Genomic DNA, 19849 nt, shown 5'->3' on the forward strand with positions numbered 1-19849 from the left:
GCATATTAAACTTAATACTTCACAAATAGTATCTGTTATTAAAAAACTATTCAACAATAAATTTACCTTGCATTAAAGCATAGTGTCCTGGGAAGGTACACATAAAAGTATAGGTTCCCGGCGCTGGCGCATCAAATTCAATGGTGTCGCTTTCGCCGCCACCAAGCATTTTAGTATGCGCTATAAACTTATCTTTCATATCTGCTGGAATATAGTCTGTATCTGCTGCTACCGCAGAAGCTTGTCCCACAGTGGCCATATCGGCATCTTGGGTAAGCAAGGCCCAATTGTGGCCCATTACAGTTTTTTCCATCTTGCCAACGTGTTTTAAGGTAAGCTTCACTTTTTGACCAGCTTTTACACGAATCTCGTTCTTGTCGTATTTCATTTGGTCATTACCAGTAATGGTTATTTCGGCAACTTTATCATCCGTAGTTTCGGCAGGTGTTACCTCCTCGACTTTAGTACCGATTTTTACTTCAGTTTTTTCTTCTTTTTTGTTGTCACCACAGCTTATAGCTAAAGCTGCTATAAAGGCTAAAATTATTTTTTTCATTAGTGTGTTATTTATATTAATTTTAAATAAAGACAAAATTAACCGATATTTTTAGCATGACCAAACCTTATGGCAATCATTTTAAAAAATAAAAAAACACTAACGATTCAGAAAAAATAAATAGAAAAATTTTTAAATTTTAGAAAGTATATAAATATTGAATTCCGCCGGCAACAACAGTATTTGCAATGTTTGAAAAATCTGCGCCACCCATTACAGTAAAGGTTCCGAGTTTTTCATTTTTGTAGGAAAGAGAGCCATAGTTATACCAGTATTTCCACTCTGGAATAAAAGGCTTACGGTAGGTTCCCATATATTTAGTGATAGTGCTTTTCAGCTTCCACTGAAATTTACTGAATTCTCCAGTAACCCCAAAATGGTGAACCTTTGAGCGGTTGCTGATATATGGTGTATTGTCGCCATTTATCTTCACATTTTTATCAAAAAGTATAAATGGAGCCCCAATAATATTCTCTTCGTAAGTCCAACCACTTCTGTATATATTGTTTCCAAAATAACCATCAAAACCACTTGTTGTCGTGTTTCCGCTTTGGTCAACTGTATTAATATATTCATATAACACTGAAGAAATTATTTTTTGGTTCTTCGGTTTAAAATAAATACCCCAAACTCCATCTGGAAAATTTGCTAAACGAGTGCCAGAACCATCTTCAAAAGGATGTTCATGATAAATGGAAAAATCTCCCAACCCATTTTTAAATTCATAATCCAGAAAATAGGAGCCTAAATGATTTCCAATTGAATTTTTGGTTTCACCCGGCAATCCAATCTCTGTAGTGTTGGTTGCAAAAAAAACTTTAAAAAAATCTTTAAAGCTATCTTTTAAGTCTCCATAAACTGGTGAGGTTCCACCCCATTGCGCATAATGCTGAAGCTTTGCGGTAAGTTTATGGTTTTCATTGAAAGTGGTAATCAATGCCAACCTTTTGTAGTGAACGTGTGTACCTTCCACGAAGCGATTGTCATTCAATTCGTAATGTGCAATACCCCAATCTAAAGCGAAGGTTTTTGAAATTTTAAATGGATTATTTGCTTCTAAAAGCACACCGGTGAGAGGTCTTGCATTTCCAGACCACAAAAAGTTTTGATTGGTGGCTGATAATCCATCAAGAACTTCAGTTTGTTTCTTTGCTCCAAAAGTTGCAAAAAGCCAAGAGTTTTCAAATTGAAGGTATAAATCTCTTCGCTGCACAGCATCTTCAACTCCATCCCTCCCAAAAACTGCTGCACCAGCATTAATCTTAAATGAAGAATAAGCTAAACTTGCTTTAACCTCTCCTATTCCAGAAATATTGGTTAGTTCACCAACTGAATAATTAGTATTTGTGTGGAACCAAAAGGGATTTTCGTTTTCGTTAGATAGTATTGCTTTTGCCTCCACGCTTCCCGAAATATCAAATTCCTGTGAAAAGGAGATCATTGGAAAGAGAAAGAGAAAGAATTTTAGAAATTTCATAAACAGTCGTTTCTATTTATTCAGAAGCCGTTTCAAAAAAGAACGTTCTTCACGTGAATATGCGTAACCGTATTTATTACCATAGCCAAAATTGTTAAGGTTTACATTATTCAGAATGATGGCAACGTTAGCTAAACGGCCATCGTCAATGGCATCTTGAGGGAAGTCTAACAGTCGTTTATCGGTATATCCTGCACGAACCACGTATAGCGTAATGTCTGCCAATTTATTTATCAAAATAGTATCTGTAACAAGCATAGACGGCGCAGTGTCCAAAATAATATAATCGAACTGTTTTTTAAGCTCATCTATAAAGGTTGTTGTCCGCTTTTGCATTAACAATTCCGCAGGGTTTGGCGGAATTGCACCCGAAAGAACAATGCTCAGGTTTTCGTTGTATTCGCTTTGGGCTATAACGTCTTCCACCTGCATATCTTCATAGACAATATATTCGGTAAGCCCTTTTTTAGTTTTTAAATGATCGGGCAGATAACGTTGTAACTGCGGATTACGAATATCCGCACCCACCAAAACTACTTTTTTGCCTGTAAGTGCCAATGTTAACGCCAAATTAAAGGCAACAAAGGTCTTTCCCTCACCTTTTATGGTTGAAGTAACAATCAATGCCTTTCCCTTGTTGTTTTCTTCCAATTTATTAATGAACAAATATTGCAGGTTAGTTCGCAAAATTCTATAGGCTTCAGCCATTACACTTCGGTCGTTAAGCTGTATTAAATCAGATTCATTGCGCTTTATTTTTGGTATTTCACCCACAATTGGCGTTTTTGAAAGGTGGCGTTCTACATCCCTGCGGGACGTAACTTTGGTATTCAAAAGATTTGCGCCATAAATTCCAATAAAAGGAATCAATAGTCCAGCCAATATCGAACCAAGATAAATGAGCGGTCTTTTTGGTGAAACTGGTGCTTTTGTGCTGTAGGCATTATCAACAACTTTTGCTTTTGGTGAAGTTGCCGCCAAAGTTATAGAAGCTTCTTCCCGCTGTTGCAAAAGGAAAAGATAAAGCTGTTCCTTTATGGATTGTTGTCTTTCTATACCTCTAAATATTTTTTCTTTTGCAGGAACTTGTGCAATTTTTGAATTAATTGTAGATTCCTGAATATTAATATCTTTCATTGCTATTTTCAAAGCATTACTCGAATTTTTTAAGCTTCCGAGAATGCTGGCGCGCATCTGCTCTATTTGGTTATTAACATTCTGTACCACCGGGTTTTTTGCAGTAGAGTTCTGCAACAATTTATTTCTATAAAGAATTAATTGATTATAGTTGTTTACAGACGTGGCAACTTCTTCACTTTGAATACCAATATTGGAAGGTAAAAGCTCGGCGTTGGAACTATTTTCCATATAGTCTATCATGGTCTTTGAAAGCTCCAACTGGGTGCCTACGTCAAATTGTTTCTTGTTAAACTCGCTGGCATTTTCAAGTATTATTTGCGCTTCGGCCTGAATATCTGTTAGACGATTATTGCTTTTAAAAACCTCTTTATTCCGTTCCACCGAATCCAGCTCACGGGTAATGATTTGCAAACGTGAATCTATAAATTTTGAGGTGTTCTTGGCAATTTCGTTTCTATCGGCAATGGCATCTTGATTGTATTGGGAAACAAGTTCATCTAGAAAATCTTCTGCTTTAGCTGTTACCGGCGTCAGCATACTCAATTCCAATACATTACTAGATTTAATTTCGTTCTCAATAACAACTTTACCTTGATAGTCCAACGCAGCGTTTTCAATAGGTCGATAGGTAACCACTACGGTCCTTCCAATAAATGAATTAAAATTTTCAAGGTTTTCCAGGTTAGGCAAAACAGTTATTTCGCCAAAAGGTAATGCTATTTGCTCACCAAACTTATAAGTGCCATCAACCCCTTGGGCTTCGCCTTCCAGTTTGTACTCTGTATTTGAAAGCACCTCTATGAATAAACTGGGAACACTTATCTTCCTATCTACTTCTTTAAAGGATTGATATTGAACTTTAAAAGGAATGTATGAATAGATTTCTGAAGTTTTAATGGCTCCAACAGATTCGTACTTTATATTCAGCCCAAGTTCCTCAACAGTTTTCGAAATGATCCGTTTGGAATTGAAAATGGCCAACTCATTATCTATTTTGCTGGTGTTGAAACGCGACAGAAAACTTCCAAATTGTGAAAAAGCAGCCATTTCCATAGGGCTGCTGGCGCTTTTTTCGTCTTTAATTATTATGGTCGCTCGGGTTTGATAAAGTGCTGTCGTGTATCGCAAATAGATAAATGCCAGTATAAATGCTAAAATAACACCCAAAACAAAAAGATACCAATAGCGGGTGTATTGTTCAATTATTTCGCGAAGTGGCAATTCTTTGGTTTCCGGTTTGTATCGGTTTTCCTCCATAATACTATTAACGGGTTAAAATAATAACAGTACTTAATATTACAGTTACTAAAGATAGTAAAGCTGGCACATCTGGAATGAATCCAGATTTTCGCACTCCTTTTAAGGAAGGTTCTACATAAACAATATCATTTTGCTTTAAAAAGTAATAGGGTGTAGTGAAGAGATTGGCACTGGTATAATCAATTTGTGAAACTTTCCGCACTCCGTCTTCTTCCCTGATTACTGTTATTTTCTTTCTGTTGCCATCTTCCGTAAAATCTCCTGCAAGTGCAATGGCCTCGGGCAGTGTAACGCGTTCGTCTTGAATTCTAAAAACACCAGGCACTTTAACTTCTCCAATAACGGTTACTTTAAAATTGATGATTCGAACATCAACTACTACATCTGTAATATACTCAGATAGTTTTGCTTTCAGTTCCTGCTCAACGGTGCCCCGAGTTTTGCCCATTACAGCTAAAGTACCCAATACAGGAAAACGTATATTCCCTTCGGAATCTACAAGGTAACCTTGTAACTGGAGATTGTTTGTTATTGGGGAGCCTTCAGAACCAATAGTGCGCTTGAATGGCTTAACAACCTCTTCGTCTATGGAAGAAACAGTAATATAAAGAATATCATTTGGTTCAATGATAGGTTCAAAAGAGGTTTCAATTTCTTTTAAATTTAGGTTTTCAGCATCCTGAAAATATAGTATTTCTTTTTTAGTAGCACAGGAAAAAAGACTTGCGCAAGTTAAAAGAAGTATTGCAATTTTATTCATTATGTTTTTTTTAGGGCTACAAATATAAGGCCTTCACAAAATATAGTGAGTGTTTTTTATGAGTATCTCTTAGGAACAAAATATGATTTAAAGATGCTTTTGCAAATCCAAAATTTCATATTCTGAATTATTGCTCAAGAATTCTGGAATAAGCTCTTTTAACTTTTTAACAATTTCTTTCCCTTTTCCATATTGAGAAATAGCGACTATTTCCTGTATTTTAATGGATATTTCAGTATAATCTACTGTAGGTACTTTTGACACCATGATTTTTGAGTGATACGTAGGCAGTGAGGTAGAAGTATCGTTTAATAATTCTTCATATAGTTTTTCACCAGGTCTAAGCCCTGTAATTTCTATATCAATATCTTCATATGGCTTAAGACCAGAAAGGCGGATCATTCTTTCTGCCATATCGAGAATTTTAATGGGTTTTCCCATATCAAAAACATATATTTCCCCGCCATTGCCCATTGTTCCGGCTTGAAGAACCAATTGGCAAGCTTCGCTAATGGTCATAAAGTACCTGATAATATCTTTGTGGGTAACTGTTACTGGGCCACCATAAGCAATCTGTTTTCTGAAATAAGGAATTACGGAACCATTGGAACCAAGCACATTTCCAAAACGAGTTGTAATGAAACGCGTATTTGTGTTTATATGATCTTGCAAGGATTGTACATACATTTCCGCAGCACGTTTTGACGCACCCATCACATTGGTTGGATTTACAGCTTTGTCTGTAGAAATCATTACAAACTTTTCAATATTATATTTCACAGAAAGGTTTGCCAAGTTTATGGTTCCGCCAATATTAACATATACCGCTTCATGAGGGTTTTTTTCAATTAGTGGAACATGTTTGTATGCTGCAGCGTGATAAACCATATTGAACTTATACTTTGCAAAGAGCATTTCCATCCGTTCTAGGTTTCTAATGTCTGCTAACATTATTGTAAAGTTCAGCCCACTGTGGTTTTGATTCATATACAATTCCATCTCGTGAAGAGCAGATTCGGCATTGTCTAATATTACGATTTTCTTTGGACTGAAAACTGCCAATTGCTTAACAATTTCACTCCCAATAGAACCGGCTCCACCCGTGACCAATATGGTTTTACCATACAAATCACTTTTTATAAGCCCAATATCCATTTCAATTGGGGAACGCTCCAACAAATCTTCAATTTGGATTGGTTTTATTTGTGTTTGAATATCTTCCTTTCGGTTCCAATGTTCCACAAGTGGAACGTTGAAGATTTCTACTTTATTCGCCAAACAGGCTTCCACAATTTGGTTTTTCTCTTTAATGCTGAGTGATTCACTCACAATTAAAACCCCGTCTAGATTGTGCTGTGCTAAAAGTTCTGTGAATTCATTTGAAGTATTGGTAATGGGAACAGAAAAAACGGGCTTGTTAAGAATCTTTAGGTTTTTATTGATTTGGTTTTCGGTTATGAAACCAACTAGTTTATAAGGAAGATTAGATTCTGTTGTTAGCGCTTTTCCCAAAGAAATGGTTTGGTCATCCATTCCAAGAATCACAACTCTTTTTTTCAGTTTTCCCGTGGTAAATTTCTTTAAATATTGGTAAGCTTCTTTTACGGCAATCCTGAAAAACAGCATCAGTGTGAAAGAAAAGAACATATAGAGCAAAATTCCGGTGGTCAAAAATATTTTTTGATCTGTGAAAAGGAAATAGATATAATTAAACGTTATTACTGAAATAGCCGTTAAAAAAGACGAGGATGCAACTTTAAAAATATCTGTAAATGTGGAATGTCTAACAATTCCAGCATAGGTTTTAAACAAATAAAAGAAAATAACGTTAATGGAAATGAGGAAAAGTCCTCGCAAAGGCGTTGGCCAAACGGTATGTGGTTTGAGAGGAGTGCCGTCCAGAATCAAAAACATTGTTGCGAAAGAAATGAAACAGATAAAAATATCCAACAAAAAGACAGCCCATCGTGGCAAATACCTTTGATTTAGGATAGTCATTTTTTTTGGACTCATTTTTATTTTCGCTAAAAGGAAATATTTTCTTAACACAATTTCATAACATTTGGGGATGCAAATATACCTCAAATATCGATGAAACGTATTAAAACATCGTTAATCTTAACTTTTTCTTCAACTTTTAAATTTGAACCAGAGGGTAAGCAGAGCCCAATTTCAAACAACTTTTCTGAAACAGTTGAACCATAATAAGGTGCATTTCTAAAAACCGGCTGTAAGTGCATCGGTTTCCATAATGGGCGCGATTCTATATTATTTTCGGCCATTGCCAACCTGATATCTTCAGATGAAAAACCGCATAGCTTTTTATCAATTAAAATACAAGATAACCAATGATTTGAAAAATAATCAGAAGTGGGTTCCGAAAAAACCTTTACCCCTTTTGCCTTCTGAAATATTTCATGATAAAATTGGTTCATTTTTCTTCTTAAACCAACGTGTTTATCCAAAACTTGCATTTGTCCTCTGCCAATTCCTGCAGAAATATTGCTCAGTCTATAATTATAGCCTATTTCAGAGTGTTGATAATGTGGAGCCGCATCACGTGCTTGTGTTGCCAGGAAAATAGCTTTCTCTTTGTGCTTCAAATTTCGAGAAACCAATGCCCCACCTCCTGAAGTTGTGATGATTTTGTTTCCGTTGAAGGAAAGGATTGAAATATCGCCAAAAGTGCCACATTTTTGACCTTTATAAGTGCTTCCCAACGCTTCGGCACTATCCTCCACAATTGGAATTTCATATTTTTCAGAAATCTTTTTTATTTCATCAACTTTATAGGGCATTCCGTAAAGATGCACGGCGATTATTGCTTTTGGTTTTTTTCCTTTTGCAATGCGACTTTTGATTGCTTCCTCTAAATGGATTGGACAAATATTCCAAGTTTCCGGTTCACTGTCAACAAATATTGGCGTTGCTCCCTGATACACAATAGGGTTTGCAGATGCTGAAAAAGTCATACTTTGGCAGAGAACCTCATCACCTCTTTCAACCCCCAATAATATAAGCGCTAAATGCAATGCTGCTGTACCGGAACTAAGTGCTGCAATATGGTTTTCTATACCAAGATAGTTTTCCAAATCTTTTTCAAAGCCTTCCACGTTGGGCCCCAATGGCGCAATCCAATTGGTTTCAAATGCTTCATTTACATAGTTTTGTTCTGTACCGCCCATGTGGGGAGAGGATAGGTATATTTTTGAATTGCTCATTTTTGTAAAAATCTATTTTCTAAAGAATATTGATATTGTTTTAAATATTATCCTTAAATCTTCGTTGAATGATTGCTTATAATAGTATTCCAAATTCATTTTTACTTTATCAGGAAAAATAACAGTATCGTTATAATGCAACGGCTCTTCTTTATTTTTCAATATTGATTCTTCATTGTAATATTTTAAGGAAGCTTCACTGGTTAGGCCTGGTTTCAATTCCAATATTTTTTTTTCTTCCCCCTCCAATTTATCGTAATACCCGGGAATATCGGGACGTGGGCCCACAAAACTCATTTGCCCAAAAAGTATATTTACCAATTGTGGCAGTTCGTCAATTTTCGATTTTCTTAAAAACATTCCAAATTTTGAAATACGGCCTGTTTTATCGTTTATCGTTCTGATTTTAAATATGTTAAAAGGTTTTCCGTATTGGCCTATTCTTTTTTGAGGAAACGTACCATTTCCAGTATCAAAATAGGCGATAAGGATAAAAAGGAGGATTAACCAACCGAAAAATAAAAGTCCGATGCTGGATAATACAATATCGAACCATCTTTTTAAAGCTTTCACCTATCCATTCGTTTTTATAATTCTTCCCGGATTCCCAACAATTACCGCTCCATCAGGCACGTCTTTGATGACTACTGCGCCAGCACCTATAGTGGTCCATTTGCCAATATTAATTTCGGGCAGTACCGAGGCTCCAATCCCAATATGTGTCCCCTCGCCCACTATGACGCCTCCTGCCAAACTAGCATTGGGTGAAACGTGAACAAAATCACCCAATTTACAGTCGTGCTCAATTACAGCCCCCGAATTGATTATACAGTGCTCTCCAATAGTGGTGCAAGCATTTATTACAGTTTTTGCCATAACCACAGTGCCATCGCCGATGGAAGACCAAGAAGAAATAGTAGCAGTTCTATGGATTAGAAGCCCAAAATTCTTGGCCAACTTTTCCGTTACTTTCTTTCGATTTTTATTATTTCCAATGGAAACAACCCAAGTTTCATTGGTGCCCCTAAAGTCAGTCAGAAATTTTTGAACAGGAATATGGCAAACTGCTTCCACGCTGGGATTATCGTCATAAATAATTGAAATTTTCTCTCCTATGGATTCAGCTATATCAATTACGGATTTACAATGCCCACTGGCTCCAAATAATATCATCGAATTTTATTTTATATTGAATTCTCCTTTGTTAATATAAGGAAAAATAGACATAATGTTCTACTTTTTAAACGGTTCTGCTGTTGCTTGTCCTTCTTGTGAAATGCCGTCCTTTTTAAAAACCTTTTCAACTGTTTTAAATAATATTTTTACATCGAGCCAAAAAGACTGGTGTTCCACATACCAAACATCAAATTCAAACTTCTGTTCCCAGCTTATAGCATTGCGGCCATTTACCTGCGCCCAACCCGTAATTCCGGGTTTAACCCTATGTCTCTGCTTTTGAACTTCATTATAAAGCGGAAGGTATTCTGGCAATAAGGGCCTTGGACCTACAAAACTCATATCTCCCATCAATACATTTAAAAGTTGCGGCAATTCATCCAGTGAATTGGAACGAACAAATTTTCCAACAATTGTGAGTCTTTCTGAATCTGGAAGTAAATTACCATTGTTGTTCTTTTTATCGTTCATTGTTTTGAACTTTATGATAGTAAATATCCTTTCTTTTTTTCCCGGTCTTTTTTGAAGAAAAAAAGGAGAACCTCCATTTGAAAATGCCAATATAATAGCCACAATAACAATTATCGGGCTAGCAACCAACAACAAAACCAATGCTCCAAAAAAGTCGAAAAATGGTTTTAGTAAGTTTTGGTACATTTTAGGAAGTATTCTTTAGTGCGCAAAATTACGGAAAAGGAGTTATAACTATTATTTTTCAAGTCTTTTGTATTCTTCATGCAAAGATTCCCATATTTGTTTCCTGTTATATTTTTTTTCAATGTTTTTTCGCGCAACTTTTTTAATATTAGAATATAGAACAGGATCTTCAACTATTAATTTCATCGCTTTAAAAAGTTCATCAATATTTTTTGGCGGAATTATAAGACCATTCATTTTGTTTTGAATTATTTCATTGCACCCATTGATATCTGTTACAATAGAGGGTAATCCCATGGCTCCAGCCTGCATCACCACATTGGGGAACCCTTCACGATAACTTGGAAATACTAGAGCGTCCGCAGTTGCAAAATAAGGACGAACATCGTTTTGATAACCTACTGAATAAATATCTGGGTTCTTTTCTATATTGACCAAAGTTTCGGGCAATAAAGGGTCCAAATCATTTTCAAAAGGGCCCACCAATAGTAGTGAAATATTGTTTTTTAATTCCGATAGCATTGAAAAAGCTGCTATCAATTCGTTGATGCCTTTATCTTTTACCAAACGGCCTACAAAGATGAAAAGAAAATTATCTTTTGGAATTTTCCATTTGTCCCGCAATGAGATGTTATCAATCTCAGAAAAACGGATAGGGTTAAAAAAATCTGTATCAATCCCATTACTACTGCCATTCCCTATTATTGAAAGTTTTGAGGGTTTTGTAAATCTTTCCGTAATTATGAAATCATAAAGTCCTATTGAATTTGGATATACCTTTGTGGCAAAACGATAGGTGAGTTTTTCAACAAAATTCAATACTTGTCTTTTAAGCCCAGTTGCCTCCATTAACGGAAGACCGGCAACGGTGTGCAACCGGTTTGGAACCCCAGCAAACCATGCGGCGGTCATTCCCACAATACCAGCCTTTGGTGTATGGGTATGAACAATTGATGGCTTTTCTTTTTTAAGGAAGCGATACAGTTTAAAAACTGCTGCAATATCTTTTATTGGAGTGATTTTTCGCGTAAGCTCTAAAGGAAATACTCGCACCTTTTCTTTCTCTCCATAGTTTTCCAAGCGTTCCTTTTCAGCAGAAATTGCAATTACTTCAAAGTAATTTGACATATATGCCAATTGCCCCTCGAGAAGCTTTTCAAGGGAAATGGGAACTGTGGTAATGCGGATAAGTGTTGGTTTCAAAATGTTATTTTACTCCTTTAAAAATTCTATTGTACAAATATCCAGTAAAAGTTGGGTGATAATAAAGCTTACCTTTATGTGGGGCTTTTTTTTGTTTAACTAATGTGTTGTTTTTAATATCATTCAAGACCGCTTTCATTGGAGCCACAGAAACCCCATATTGATGATAAGGGTACGTGGTGAAGTTATCCTTTTTTGAAATGGTAATTCTCTCTTGCCTTAGGATTGACCCCGTATCTATCCCTTGGTCTACCTCATGTATAGTCACTCCACAATTATTTGTGTCTTTTGCAACAAGGGCCCAATAAGCCCCATGGACTCCTCTATAAAAAGGAGTAATTCCAACATGAGTATTGATGAATTTTGCTTTAGTGCTTTCTAAAACTTTTTTACTTATAATTCTTGTTCCATTTACAATAATTACATCTGCATCAAAATTCTTCAAGTTCTTTATGCATTCTTCTGAATTAACAGAAGATACATTTATTATTTTTTGCTCAGGAATTGGCGTAGAAGAAAGACTGTATTTTAATTTTAATTTCTCAATCCTATTTTTTGAAAAATAAAAAAGAATTTTGGAAATGATAGTTTGAAACAGTAATTGGTTAAAAATCGAAATATATCCCAAACGTTTGATTCTCCCTTTAATTAACTTTTTGGAATCAACCCGATCTTCCTGCAGTACAGCCGCTATATTAAAATCATCTTTTAATGCGTTGTATAAAAAAACAGTGCTTTGGCCTTTACCAGCTAGAAAAATAATTTTCATTATTTAGTTATTAGGTGTTTAGACAAATCCTTCATAGTTATGGATTGAAACTGATACTTCAACTTTAGAAATTGATAATGTTCAAGAATTTTTTCCAGCATTACAATATTTTCATCTGTGTTTCTTCCAAAATTGTGCGGATGCCACCATAGGTGATAGACCCGATTATTTTTAGCGGCATATGTCATCGCTTGAGTTATTCGCCTCAATTTCTGATTTTCTAAAAACTTCAATTTTTTGTTATAGGGTCTTAAAAATCTACTAGAGGGAATATTGTGGGGATATGTTTTTTCTATTGATGAATATTTATAGCAATGGTAACCCGTAATGTTAAAATAACCATCTATCAAACGTAAGGCTCTTCGGAAAGATGTTTGTTCATTTCCGTTAGTAGATTTATATATAAAGTGTTCTTCGTTCCCACGATAGCAAGTAAGTCCATTTTGTTTGCAGATTTCAATATATTCTGGACTATATTGGTTTCGGGGAAATACAATGCTTTTTATTTGAACCCCTTCCCTATTTGCAACTTCCACGGCTTTTGCAAGGTCAGCCTTGAACATATCTAACGTTTGTCCGGGTTCCAGACAGTAGTAATGGCAATACGTATGGGTGGATACTTCGTGTAAATCTGATTCCTTTATCAATTGAAGTAAACTGTATCCAAAATAATATGGATCGTCATTTTCATTTTTTCCCAAGTACGTAGAAATTTCAGGGTATGGAGACAGATTTTTATCTGTATAATTTACTTTTTTATTAGGAAGGTTAATTAGCAATTCTTCTCTGTTTTTATGAAACAAAAATCCAACTGTAGCAAAAGTTGCACTGACTTCATGTTTTTTGAAGCTTCCCAACATTCTTGCAATTGCTGTTTTAACCCCAATTAGTGCATCTCCATAGTTTTCTTTGTTACGCTTATCACGAACACCCCACATAAGCTCAAAATCCAAAGAAATTACAAAGCTCCCTTTGTTCATAATTGTTATTTTATAAATTATTTATTAAAAAATTAATCAATTAAATGTTTAATATGATTCTTTACCATTCTGAATTTGCCGCTATTCGCTACGGGAATATCATCTACAAATTCAAGATCAATTTTCATTGATTTTCCAACACGATCAACCCAATTCTTTAAAAATTGTTTCTGATGTTTTTCAGAATATTGTTCCTTATCCACAACAACTTTCACTACAATTTTGTCTAATTGTTTTTGAATGACCTGAAATTTAACTATTCCATTTACTCCTTTCAGTGTGTTTGAAATATTACCGAGGTTAATTTTCCCTGTTTCAGAGGAATATATATAGTCATCAATTCTTCCCAATATTTGCTTTACTATTGGGTTCTTATTATTGCATGTACAAGTAGTATCGCTTAGTTCAATTCTATCTCCAATATCGTAACGGATTAATGGAGTTCCATATGTGGTAAAAGAGGTTACAACAAGACGTCCTTCCATACTTGGATTATCATCATCGTCCAAAACTTCAAAAACACCGCTTTGCAGTTCTAGGTGCATATTTTTGTTTTTACATTCAAATATAAAGGGAGCTCCTTCTGATGAAGCATATTGATCATACATTTGTGTTTTGAAATATGTCTCAATTAATTCGCGGGTAGATTTGGTAATTGTTTCGGCTGTTGGAAAAATTGCCTTTACAATGTTTTTGGGGAAATCGATATTATTATCAATGCCATATTTGGCAATCTCGTATATTGTAGAGGGAAAGCCTACAAAGTATTCAGGCTTATATTCTATTAAATCATTAATATAATATTCCAAATACTTCTTTTTAACGTGGAATGTTGAATAGTATCTTACTTTATACAAATAATCTGTCTTCCAAAAGATATTCTTTTTCAAATCTTTGGAGGTAAGAAGGTTTTTGCCTGAAAACCAAGCTGTTTTTTTACCAAGTTGATACCCAGACTGACTTCTAAAGTTTTCAATCATTGCGAAACGTTCCTTAATATTATCAATTGAGAATAAAATTTCTAAGGATTTTCCTGTAGTTCCACCTGTTTTGGATATTAAACCTTTTCGTTTCGGAATTGTATATATATCTCCGATGTTTTTTCTAATTTCTTCTTTCGTTATTATTGGCAATCTTTCTATTAAATCTAAACTTGTAACACTCGGAATTGAAGCAATTTTGTTATGATAGAAAGGAGAGTTTTTAATGGCATATTGAATTAAATGAGAAAATTTTTGTTTCTGTATTAGTTGTAGGTCCTTTAAACTAAGGTTTTCATTATTTTTAAAAATTTCTCTATAATATAAATATTTTGCGCCATAGCGCTTTCTATATGCAATAAAGTTAAATGCACTTATAAGAGCATTTTGAAAAAAATTGGGAAGTTTCTGATATATAGTGTCTTTAATCATCTCTTAAAATCCTCTCAAACTTTTTAATAAATACTTCAGTCACAAAATCTTTTGACCTCTCCCTAGAACAAATACTTAATTTTTTAAGTTCCTCTGGGTTTTCTTTTAAATATATTAATGCCTTTGTTAAAGCCCTTTCATCATTTACATTAATCAAAATTCCATATTTAGCAATAAAAAATTCTCCTATTTTAATTTCAACTTCAAAATTATCATTTAACAATTCCAATGGTCCACTTATACAATTGGTTGATATAACTGGTAGTCCTGCCGCCATGGCCTCTAAAAGGGCATTTGGAAAACCTTCTGTATTAGACGATAGAACGAAACAGTCATTTTTAAATAAATATTCATTTACATTGTTAATCTTTCCTGTAAAATCTATAATATCATTTAATCTATGGGTCTCAACATAGTTTAGAAGTTCATTTTTTTTTGGCCCATCCCCTATCAATGTAAGTCGTGTTTTAAAATTTAAAGGGTTAATGGCATCAATGATTAATTTTTGATTCTTCACTAAAGTGAAGGAACCCACGTTCACTATTTTAAATTCATCTGTTTTTTTTTCAAAACCATTATCCAATAAAGGAATTTCAATAGGGTTATATATAACAACCATTGGAATAGTAATGTTAAAATTATGCTGTAAGTCTTTATTAATATGTACTGAATTTGAAAATAAAATATCTGCTCTATTATAAAGAAAAGGAATTAAACCTTTGTATAAATACCAACGAAGACGATGTGATTTATAAGCTATGGAGGGATAACATCTTTCGCTAATTATTATTCTAATTTTGCGATTGAATAATTTCATTATTGAATTTACAAAATTAGGCCTTGTTAAAAATGAAATTGAAACCTCAATTTTTTCTCTTTTTAAAAAGTTGTAATACTTAAAAATTGATAATGGAAAGAATAATATTTTTTGAAAAAAATTTAAGTTTTTTTTAGTCGTGATAAGTTCAATATTAACCTCTTTTGGTATGTCAAAATGAATTTCATTATAGAATAATACCAACGTTACTTTATAATCTAATGTTAAATAAGGAAGCATTGTTATAATAACCTTTTCCGCTCCTCCTCTATTCATCGCTAATGCTAAAATACTTATCCGTTTCATTCTTAGTTAATTTCTTTGATGGAAGATTTATACAACGTGAGAAAGAATACTACAAAAAGAAATGGAACGACCATGGTTTTTTGTCTAACAGCAATTCCTAAATTGTATAGTAAATATGCACCGGGAACTGTTATAGTAAATATTGAAAACAAGCTAAACCAATAAATATTCCTATAAGAATTAATTATGCTCCTCCTGAAATTTTTAAATATCTTAATGAAAATTAATACCCAAACAACATTCTCTAACGAACTAACAATACTCAAGAAGTTTTTTGCATCATAAAAAAATGGTCTAAATAGATAACTCACCCATTTCACCAATAAATTCTCTCCAGACATATCAATAGTTGTTTCTCCTTGCGATTTTCGTGTTTCCAAATCCTCAATTTGTGAAATGATAGACTCAGTATCTACAAATCCGACTCGTTGCATCAAAAAGGGGAAAAGTGCGTAAAAAGTAAATCCTAACAATAAGAAAATCAAAACCTTATGTACGACTTTTATCCTTTTGTTCAATAAAAGTTGCATCATTCCAAAAGAAATAAGCAGGAAAAAAAGAATGTGAATCCTAATAAAAGCAATAAACAAGAGCGGTAAAATATATTTGTACCAAGGTTTATTAAAATAATAAGTGTATATCAAAAAACTAATTGCAAAAAATATCAATGAGTCTTTACCAATAGCCACCGACCAAAAATGAATATTTGGCAAAAGAAGTAAGTAAAACCAATTGGACCACTTTTTATTACTTATTTCTAATAAGATTTTTAGTAAAAAATAATACCCAATTAAGCCAAAAAAAGAATAAATGAAGAAAGATCCAAAATATGTTAAACCAATAAATTTTACTAATGGATATAGCAAAAAATAGATGAAATTTACTCCTTGTCCAAACGTTTCTCCCCAACTGTCATACAAATAAAGTACTCGTCTATAATATCCAATAGAATCGGCCACATTGTTTAATGTGTAGAAATAATAGACAAATGTAAAAAACAAGTGCGTGATACCAATCAGCACAAAAAATCTGACAAACCTAATTGATACTTTCTTGAAATTTTGTGCAAGTGCAACTATCCCAATGATATACATCAATATCACGGAAATATCTAAAATGGTAACCCTGGTCAATATTTCTCGGGAAATTTCCATCACTCGTTAAGAAAGTTTTCCATCATAAATTCTTGAGGATTGAATGTGCCTTCAACAAAGCTCAAATCGCTTTTCCAATAACCGGGACATACATCATAAGCTTTCATCGAAAAACCAAAACAAACCTCAACTATTTTTGGGTGTTTATTCACATCATAAACAAAATCAAAGGCCAAACATTGTCCACCAATCTTTTTGGTAACATCAAATGCTATTTTTACGGTTTCTATATCTATTTGTGAAACGTCAAAATCAAGCTTTCCACTGCCGGAGGCACGGAAATCATTCTCTTTGTTGAATCTTCGTATGCCAAAAGCAATATCTCCCACAACTATAATGCGTATGTCAAAATCATTATTTGGCATAAATTCCTGAAAATAAACATACCCTTTTTCCGAATTGGCCAAGATTTGCTCTTTTCTATTCTTTTTTAGAAACCCAATGGTTTTCTTCACCAATTTTATAGGATCTTTAATCTGCTTTGCCACTCGTAGTTTTTGGTCTAAATTGCCAAGTGCTGAAGCAGTTGAGACAATACCTACTGAAAATAATTTTTTAATATATTCAGATCCTTCTGTTTGTGAATTAATCAATTTTACATTCGTAGAGCCAGCCCCTCTTTTTAGTTTTGCCACCAAAGGCAGTTGCGCCGATTCCAAAAAAGCAAGAGCTTCATTCTCTTCGTAAAAAACAACACTTTTTACCAATGGAGCGCCAATGCTTTCGAATAAATATTTTTGAGCCACTTTATCATCAAAATGCCAGCGAGTACTGAAATTAGGGAAAGTTTTGATCCCCATGATTTCAGCTGCATTCATAACGTAGGGATAGACCATCAAATCTTTTGAGGATGCGTGGTTTAAATGCCACATTAAATGGGTTATTTTTTCTTTCCTGAAAATGCTAAGGATATCTGATTTAAAACAGTCTATCAATACATAATCTAAATTCTTTTTTTTGCAGTATTCAATCCAGCGGCCAGAAAAACTTCCTTCTCTATGTTGTATCGCTATTTTCATTAATATTGCTTTATAAGTTTTGCAGGATTTCCACCAAATACTGATTTTTCAGGAACATCTCCTTTTACGACACTTGCTGCTGTAATGATTGCTCCCTTTCCAATTCTTGTTCCACCCAATATGATACAGTTGGCAGCAATCCAAACGTTATCTTCTATAATAATTGGATTACCGTTATCTGTTGTATTAATTCTATTTTCAGGAGCATCCATGCTAAGTTCATGCCCATTACCATCAATAATGTTGGTATTGGCTGCAATTAAACAATTATTGCCAATTTTTATTTTATTAAATGCATGGATACAGGTTCCATGTACACGTGTGTTTTCACCTATTTCAATAATTGAGTTGGAACGATCTGCAAATAATTTACATCTTGAAAACATATTAATGTGGTAGCCATAGTTTGATGAGTTGATAGTAGAACCATTACCAATGCTAATTTTAGCATTTTTATGTTTTAAAATTTGTGGCATTAATTTGAAAACCACATTACTGCCTAATTGCAAATCTTCAAAACTATAAATCCAAAGAGTTATAGTTTTATAAAATATTTGGTTTAATAGCCCTTTAATTTTTTTCATCATATTTCCATTTATACCATAAATGTCCGCCCATCAATAACCGAGCAATCATTAAATTTACTGCCGCGCCAATAATATTAAAAAAATATATCAGCGGGAATGCCAAAACCAGACCAATTAAAGATGATAAAATAGTATTCTTCATTACCAATTTATCCTTTCTGCGTATTATAAAATAATTCAAACCAAAAATATCATAAGCTGTGTAACCAATTAAACTCAATGATAATAAAGTAAGAATTAATAGAGCATTTTCATATTCCAAATCCAAATACCAAAAAACTAAGGGATGACCAATAATTGGTAAGGCGGCCAAGACCATACCTAAAAATAACATCATTTTTAAATACTTCGGAAAAGCATCCTTTCTTCTATTGAGAAAAGGAAAGAAAACTCTTGAAACTATATTGAGAAAAGCAACGCAAAGGTCTATAATTTTTTTTAGTGCATCATAGATTCCAACCAAATAGGTAGTTGTAAATATCCCGAGCAATAATGTATTGGTGTTATTGTAAAGGTTTGGCAAAAACTGATTTATAAATATTGGGAAGTTATCTTTAATTGTATTTTTAATCATTTTAAAACGAAGCCAATAAAATTTCAATTTATACTTCTTAATTAAAATATATTGCCCAACCAATCCCGCTCCGATAAAGCCTGCACTTTGGAGGAGTGGATAAATCCAGTAATCTTCCTTTTTGGTTATAAAAACGAAGACACAAATGGTAAAAAAAAGTTTGATGCCAATGTTTAAAAGTGAGATGTACTTCATCTTTTCAATTCCTTGAAAAAACCATTCGGGAAATAGACCATAACCTATAAGTAAAGGCATTGTCAAGAAAAAAACCCTCCGCTCTTCATAAAATGGAGGATAGAGCATCACGATGGCAAATAGCACCAAAAAAGAAAGGCATAAAAACAATCCCTTTACCATTAGCACCTTGCTATAGATAATATTAAGCTTTTCAGGACTGTTTCTGTATACCGCCACATCGCGTGTAGCTGTAATTTTGAAACTATAATCTGTAATCGATTGAAAATAAGCAACCAAAGAAGCGGCTAAAATTACAATTCCATAATTTGAAAAGCCCAAAACCCGCAACAAATATGGCAAAGTAATCAACGGCAAAAGCATCCCCACCAACTGTAAAGCAGAAAGAGAAAGAAAGTTTTCCAGCAAAACCTTTGCATCTTTTTCTTTAAAAATATTGAAGCGTTTTTTCAATCTGAAGTTCTTAAACCTAAAAAATCGGTTGTCATTTTAAGCCCGCAAAGATACCACCCCTATTTTTTTAAATTAGTATATATTCCTACAAAAATTCCCCAAAAAGGTATTTTATGGAGAATTCTTGATAGTT

General features: G+C 33.8%; 18 protein-coding genes. All 18 read right to left on the minus strand.

Translation table 11 applies throughout. From position 1 onward, the window contains the following. Nucleotides 1-46 precede the first annotated feature (46 nt). The gene (gene azu / locus Q2U82_RS13665; RefSeq protein ID WP_410005409.1) at nucleotides 47-556 is read right to left on the minus strand and encodes an azurin; all 510 of its coding nucleotides are present in this window, start codon (nucleotides 554-556) and stop codon (nucleotides 47-49) included. 139 nt (nucleotides 557-695) lie between these two features. Further along, nucleotides 696-2033 carry a capsule assembly Wzi family protein gene (locus Q2U82_RS13670; RefSeq protein ID WP_410005410.1) on the minus strand — a complete coding sequence of 446 codons (1338 nt, stop codon included), beginning with the start codon at nucleotides 2031-2033 and terminating at the stop codon, nucleotides 696-698. Between the two features lie 12 nt (nucleotides 2034-2045). Further along, complete coding sequence (locus Q2U82_RS13675) at nucleotides 2046-4430, minus strand: GumC family protein (RefSeq protein ID WP_410005411.1); 2385 nt, start codon at nucleotides 4428-4430, stop codon at nucleotides 2046-2048. A 7-nt stretch (nucleotides 4431-4437) separates the two neighbouring features. Beyond that, nucleotides 4438-5193, minus strand: a complete 756-nt coding sequence (locus tag Q2U82_RS13680; protein ID WP_410005412.1) for a polysaccharide biosynthesis/export family protein — start codon at nucleotides 5191-5193, stop codon at nucleotides 4438-4440. A gap of 87 nt (nucleotides 5194-5280) precedes the next feature. Next, nucleotides 5281-7191, minus strand: a complete 1911-nt coding sequence (locus Q2U82_RS13685; RefSeq protein WP_410005413.1) for an SDR family NAD(P)-dependent oxidoreductase — start codon at nucleotides 7189-7191, stop codon at nucleotides 5281-5283. An 83-nt stretch (nucleotides 7192-7274) separates the two neighbouring features. After that, the gene (locus tag Q2U82_RS13690) at nucleotides 7275-8414 is read right to left on the minus strand and encodes a DegT/DnrJ/EryC1/StrS family aminotransferase (RefSeq protein WP_410005414.1); all 1140 of its coding nucleotides are present in this window, start codon (nucleotides 8412-8414) and stop codon (nucleotides 7275-7277) included. 12 nt (nucleotides 8415-8426) lie between these two features. Continuing rightward, on the minus strand, nucleotides 8427-8987 hold the full coding sequence (locus tag Q2U82_RS13695; protein WP_410005415.1) for a sugar transferase: 561 nt from the start codon (nucleotides 8985-8987) through the stop codon (nucleotides 8427-8429). Beyond that, nucleotides 8988-9587, minus strand: a complete 600-nt coding sequence (locus Q2U82_RS13700) for an acetyltransferase (RefSeq protein WP_410005416.1) — start codon at nucleotides 9585-9587, stop codon at nucleotides 8988-8990. 60 nt (nucleotides 9588-9647) lie between these two features. After that, complete coding sequence (locus Q2U82_RS13705; RefSeq protein WP_410005417.1) at nucleotides 9648-10247, minus strand: sugar transferase; 600 nt, start codon at nucleotides 10245-10247, stop codon at nucleotides 9648-9650. Between the two features lie 51 nt (nucleotides 10248-10298). Next, the gene (locus tag Q2U82_RS13710; protein ID WP_410005418.1) at nucleotides 10299-11450 is read right to left on the minus strand and encodes a glycosyltransferase family 4 protein; all 1152 of its coding nucleotides are present in this window, start codon (nucleotides 11448-11450) and stop codon (nucleotides 10299-10301) included. 4 nt (nucleotides 11451-11454) lie between these two features. Then, complete coding sequence (locus tag Q2U82_RS13715; RefSeq protein ID WP_410005419.1) at nucleotides 11455-12219, minus strand: formyl transferase; 765 nt, start codon at nucleotides 12217-12219, stop codon at nucleotides 11455-11457. After that, on the minus strand, nucleotides 12219-13199 hold the full coding sequence (locus Q2U82_RS13720; RefSeq protein WP_410005420.1) for a polysaccharide deacetylase family protein: 981 nt from the start codon (nucleotides 13197-13199) through the stop codon (nucleotides 12219-12221). Before Q2U82_RS13720 ends, Q2U82_RS13715 begins: the two co-directional genes overlap by 1 nt. 32 nt (nucleotides 13200-13231) lie before the next feature. Then, on the minus strand, nucleotides 13232-14611 hold the full coding sequence (locus Q2U82_RS13725) for a phenylacetate--CoA ligase family protein (RefSeq protein WP_410005421.1): 1380 nt from the start codon (nucleotides 14609-14611) through the stop codon (nucleotides 13232-13234). Further along, on the minus strand, nucleotides 14604-15734 hold the full coding sequence (locus tag Q2U82_RS13730; RefSeq protein WP_410005422.1) for a glycosyltransferase: 1131 nt from the start codon (nucleotides 15732-15734) through the stop codon (nucleotides 14604-14606). Before Q2U82_RS13730 ends, Q2U82_RS13725 begins: the two co-directional genes overlap by 8 nt. Nucleotides 15735-15736: 2 nt before the next feature. Beyond that, entirely contained in the window at nucleotides 15737-16891 is a 1155-nt protein-coding gene (locus Q2U82_RS13735) for a hypothetical protein (RefSeq protein ID WP_410005423.1), read from the minus strand. After that, a complete protein-coding gene (locus Q2U82_RS13740) occupies nucleotides 16888-17907 on the minus strand; it encodes a RimK family alpha-L-glutamate ligase (RefSeq protein WP_410005424.1) in 1020 nt (339 codons plus the stop codon). The genes Q2U82_RS13735 and Q2U82_RS13740 overlap by 4 nt, the downstream gene beginning before the upstream one ends. After that, the gene (locus Q2U82_RS13745) at nucleotides 17907-18494 is read right to left on the minus strand and encodes an acyltransferase (RefSeq protein ID WP_410005425.1); all 588 of its coding nucleotides are present in this window, start codon (nucleotides 18492-18494) and stop codon (nucleotides 17907-17909) included. Before Q2U82_RS13745 ends, Q2U82_RS13740 begins: the two co-directional genes overlap by 1 nt. Next, on the minus strand, nucleotides 18478-19716 hold the full coding sequence (locus Q2U82_RS13750; RefSeq protein WP_410005426.1) for an oligosaccharide flippase family protein: 1239 nt from the start codon (nucleotides 19714-19716) through the stop codon (nucleotides 18478-18480). Before Q2U82_RS13750 ends, Q2U82_RS13745 begins: the two co-directional genes overlap by 17 nt. Nucleotides 19717-19849 lie beyond the last annotated feature (133 nt).

Source organism: Aequorivita nionensis, assembly GCF_046352995.1.
GTDB classification, from domain to species: Bacteria; Bacteroidota; Bacteroidia; order Flavobacteriales; family Flavobacteriaceae; genus Aequorivita; species Aequorivita nionensis.

What these genes read in the sequence shown, in the direction of transcription:
- azu (WP_410005409.1), bottom strand. Translation starts at nt 556, where the DNA reads ATGAAAAAAATAATTTTAGCCTTTATAGCAGCTTTAGCTATAAGCTGT.
- Q2U82_RS13670 (WP_410005410.1), bottom strand. Translation starts at nt 2,033, where the DNA reads ATGAAATTTCTAAAATTCTTTCTCTTTCTCTTTCCAATGATCTCCTTT.
- Q2U82_RS13675 (WP_410005411.1), bottom strand. Translation starts at nt 4,430, where the DNA reads ATGGAGGAAAACCGATACAAACCGGAAACCAAAGAATTGCCACTTCGC.
- Q2U82_RS13680 (WP_410005412.1), bottom strand. Translation starts at nt 5,193, where the DNA reads ATGAATAAAATTGCAATACTTCTTTTAACTTGCGCAAGTCTTTTTTCC.
- Q2U82_RS13685 (WP_410005413.1), bottom strand. Translation starts at nt 7,191, where the DNA reads ATGACTATCCTAAATCAAAGGTATTTGCCACGATGGGCTGTCTTTTTG.
- Q2U82_RS13690 (WP_410005414.1), bottom strand. Translation starts at nt 8,414, where the DNA reads ATGAGCAATTCAAAAATATACCTATCCTCTCCCCACATGGGCGGTACA.
- Q2U82_RS13700 (WP_410005416.1), bottom strand. Translation starts at nt 9,587, where the DNA reads ATGATATTATTTGGAGCCAGTGGGCATTGTAAATCCGTAATTGATATA.
- Q2U82_RS13705 (WP_410005417.1), bottom strand. Translation starts at nt 10,247, where the DNA reads ATGTACCAAAACTTACTAAAACCATTTTTCGACTTTTTTGGAGCATTG.
- Q2U82_RS13715 (WP_410005419.1), bottom strand. Translation starts at nt 12,219, where the DNA reads ATGAAAATTATTTTTCTAGCTGGTAAAGGCCAAAGCACTGTTTTTTTA.
- Q2U82_RS13720 (WP_410005420.1), bottom strand. Translation starts at nt 13,199, where the DNA reads ATGAACAAAGGGAGCTTTGTAATTTCTTTGGATTTTGAGCTTATGTGG.
- Q2U82_RS13725 (WP_410005421.1), bottom strand. Translation starts at nt 14,611, where the DNA reads ATGATTAAAGACACTATATATCAGAAACTTCCCAATTTTTTTCAAAAT.
- Q2U82_RS13730 (WP_410005422.1), bottom strand. Translation starts at nt 15,734, where the DNA reads ATGAAACGGATAAGTATTTTAGCATTAGCGATGAATAGAGGAGGAGCG.
- Q2U82_RS13740 (WP_410005424.1), bottom strand. Translation starts at nt 17,907, where the DNA reads ATGAAAATAGCGATACAACATAGAGAAGGAAGTTTTTCTGGCCGCTGG.
- Q2U82_RS13745 (WP_410005425.1), bottom strand. Translation starts at nt 18,494, where the DNA reads ATGATGAAAAAAATTAAAGGGCTATTAAACCAAATATTTTATAAAACT.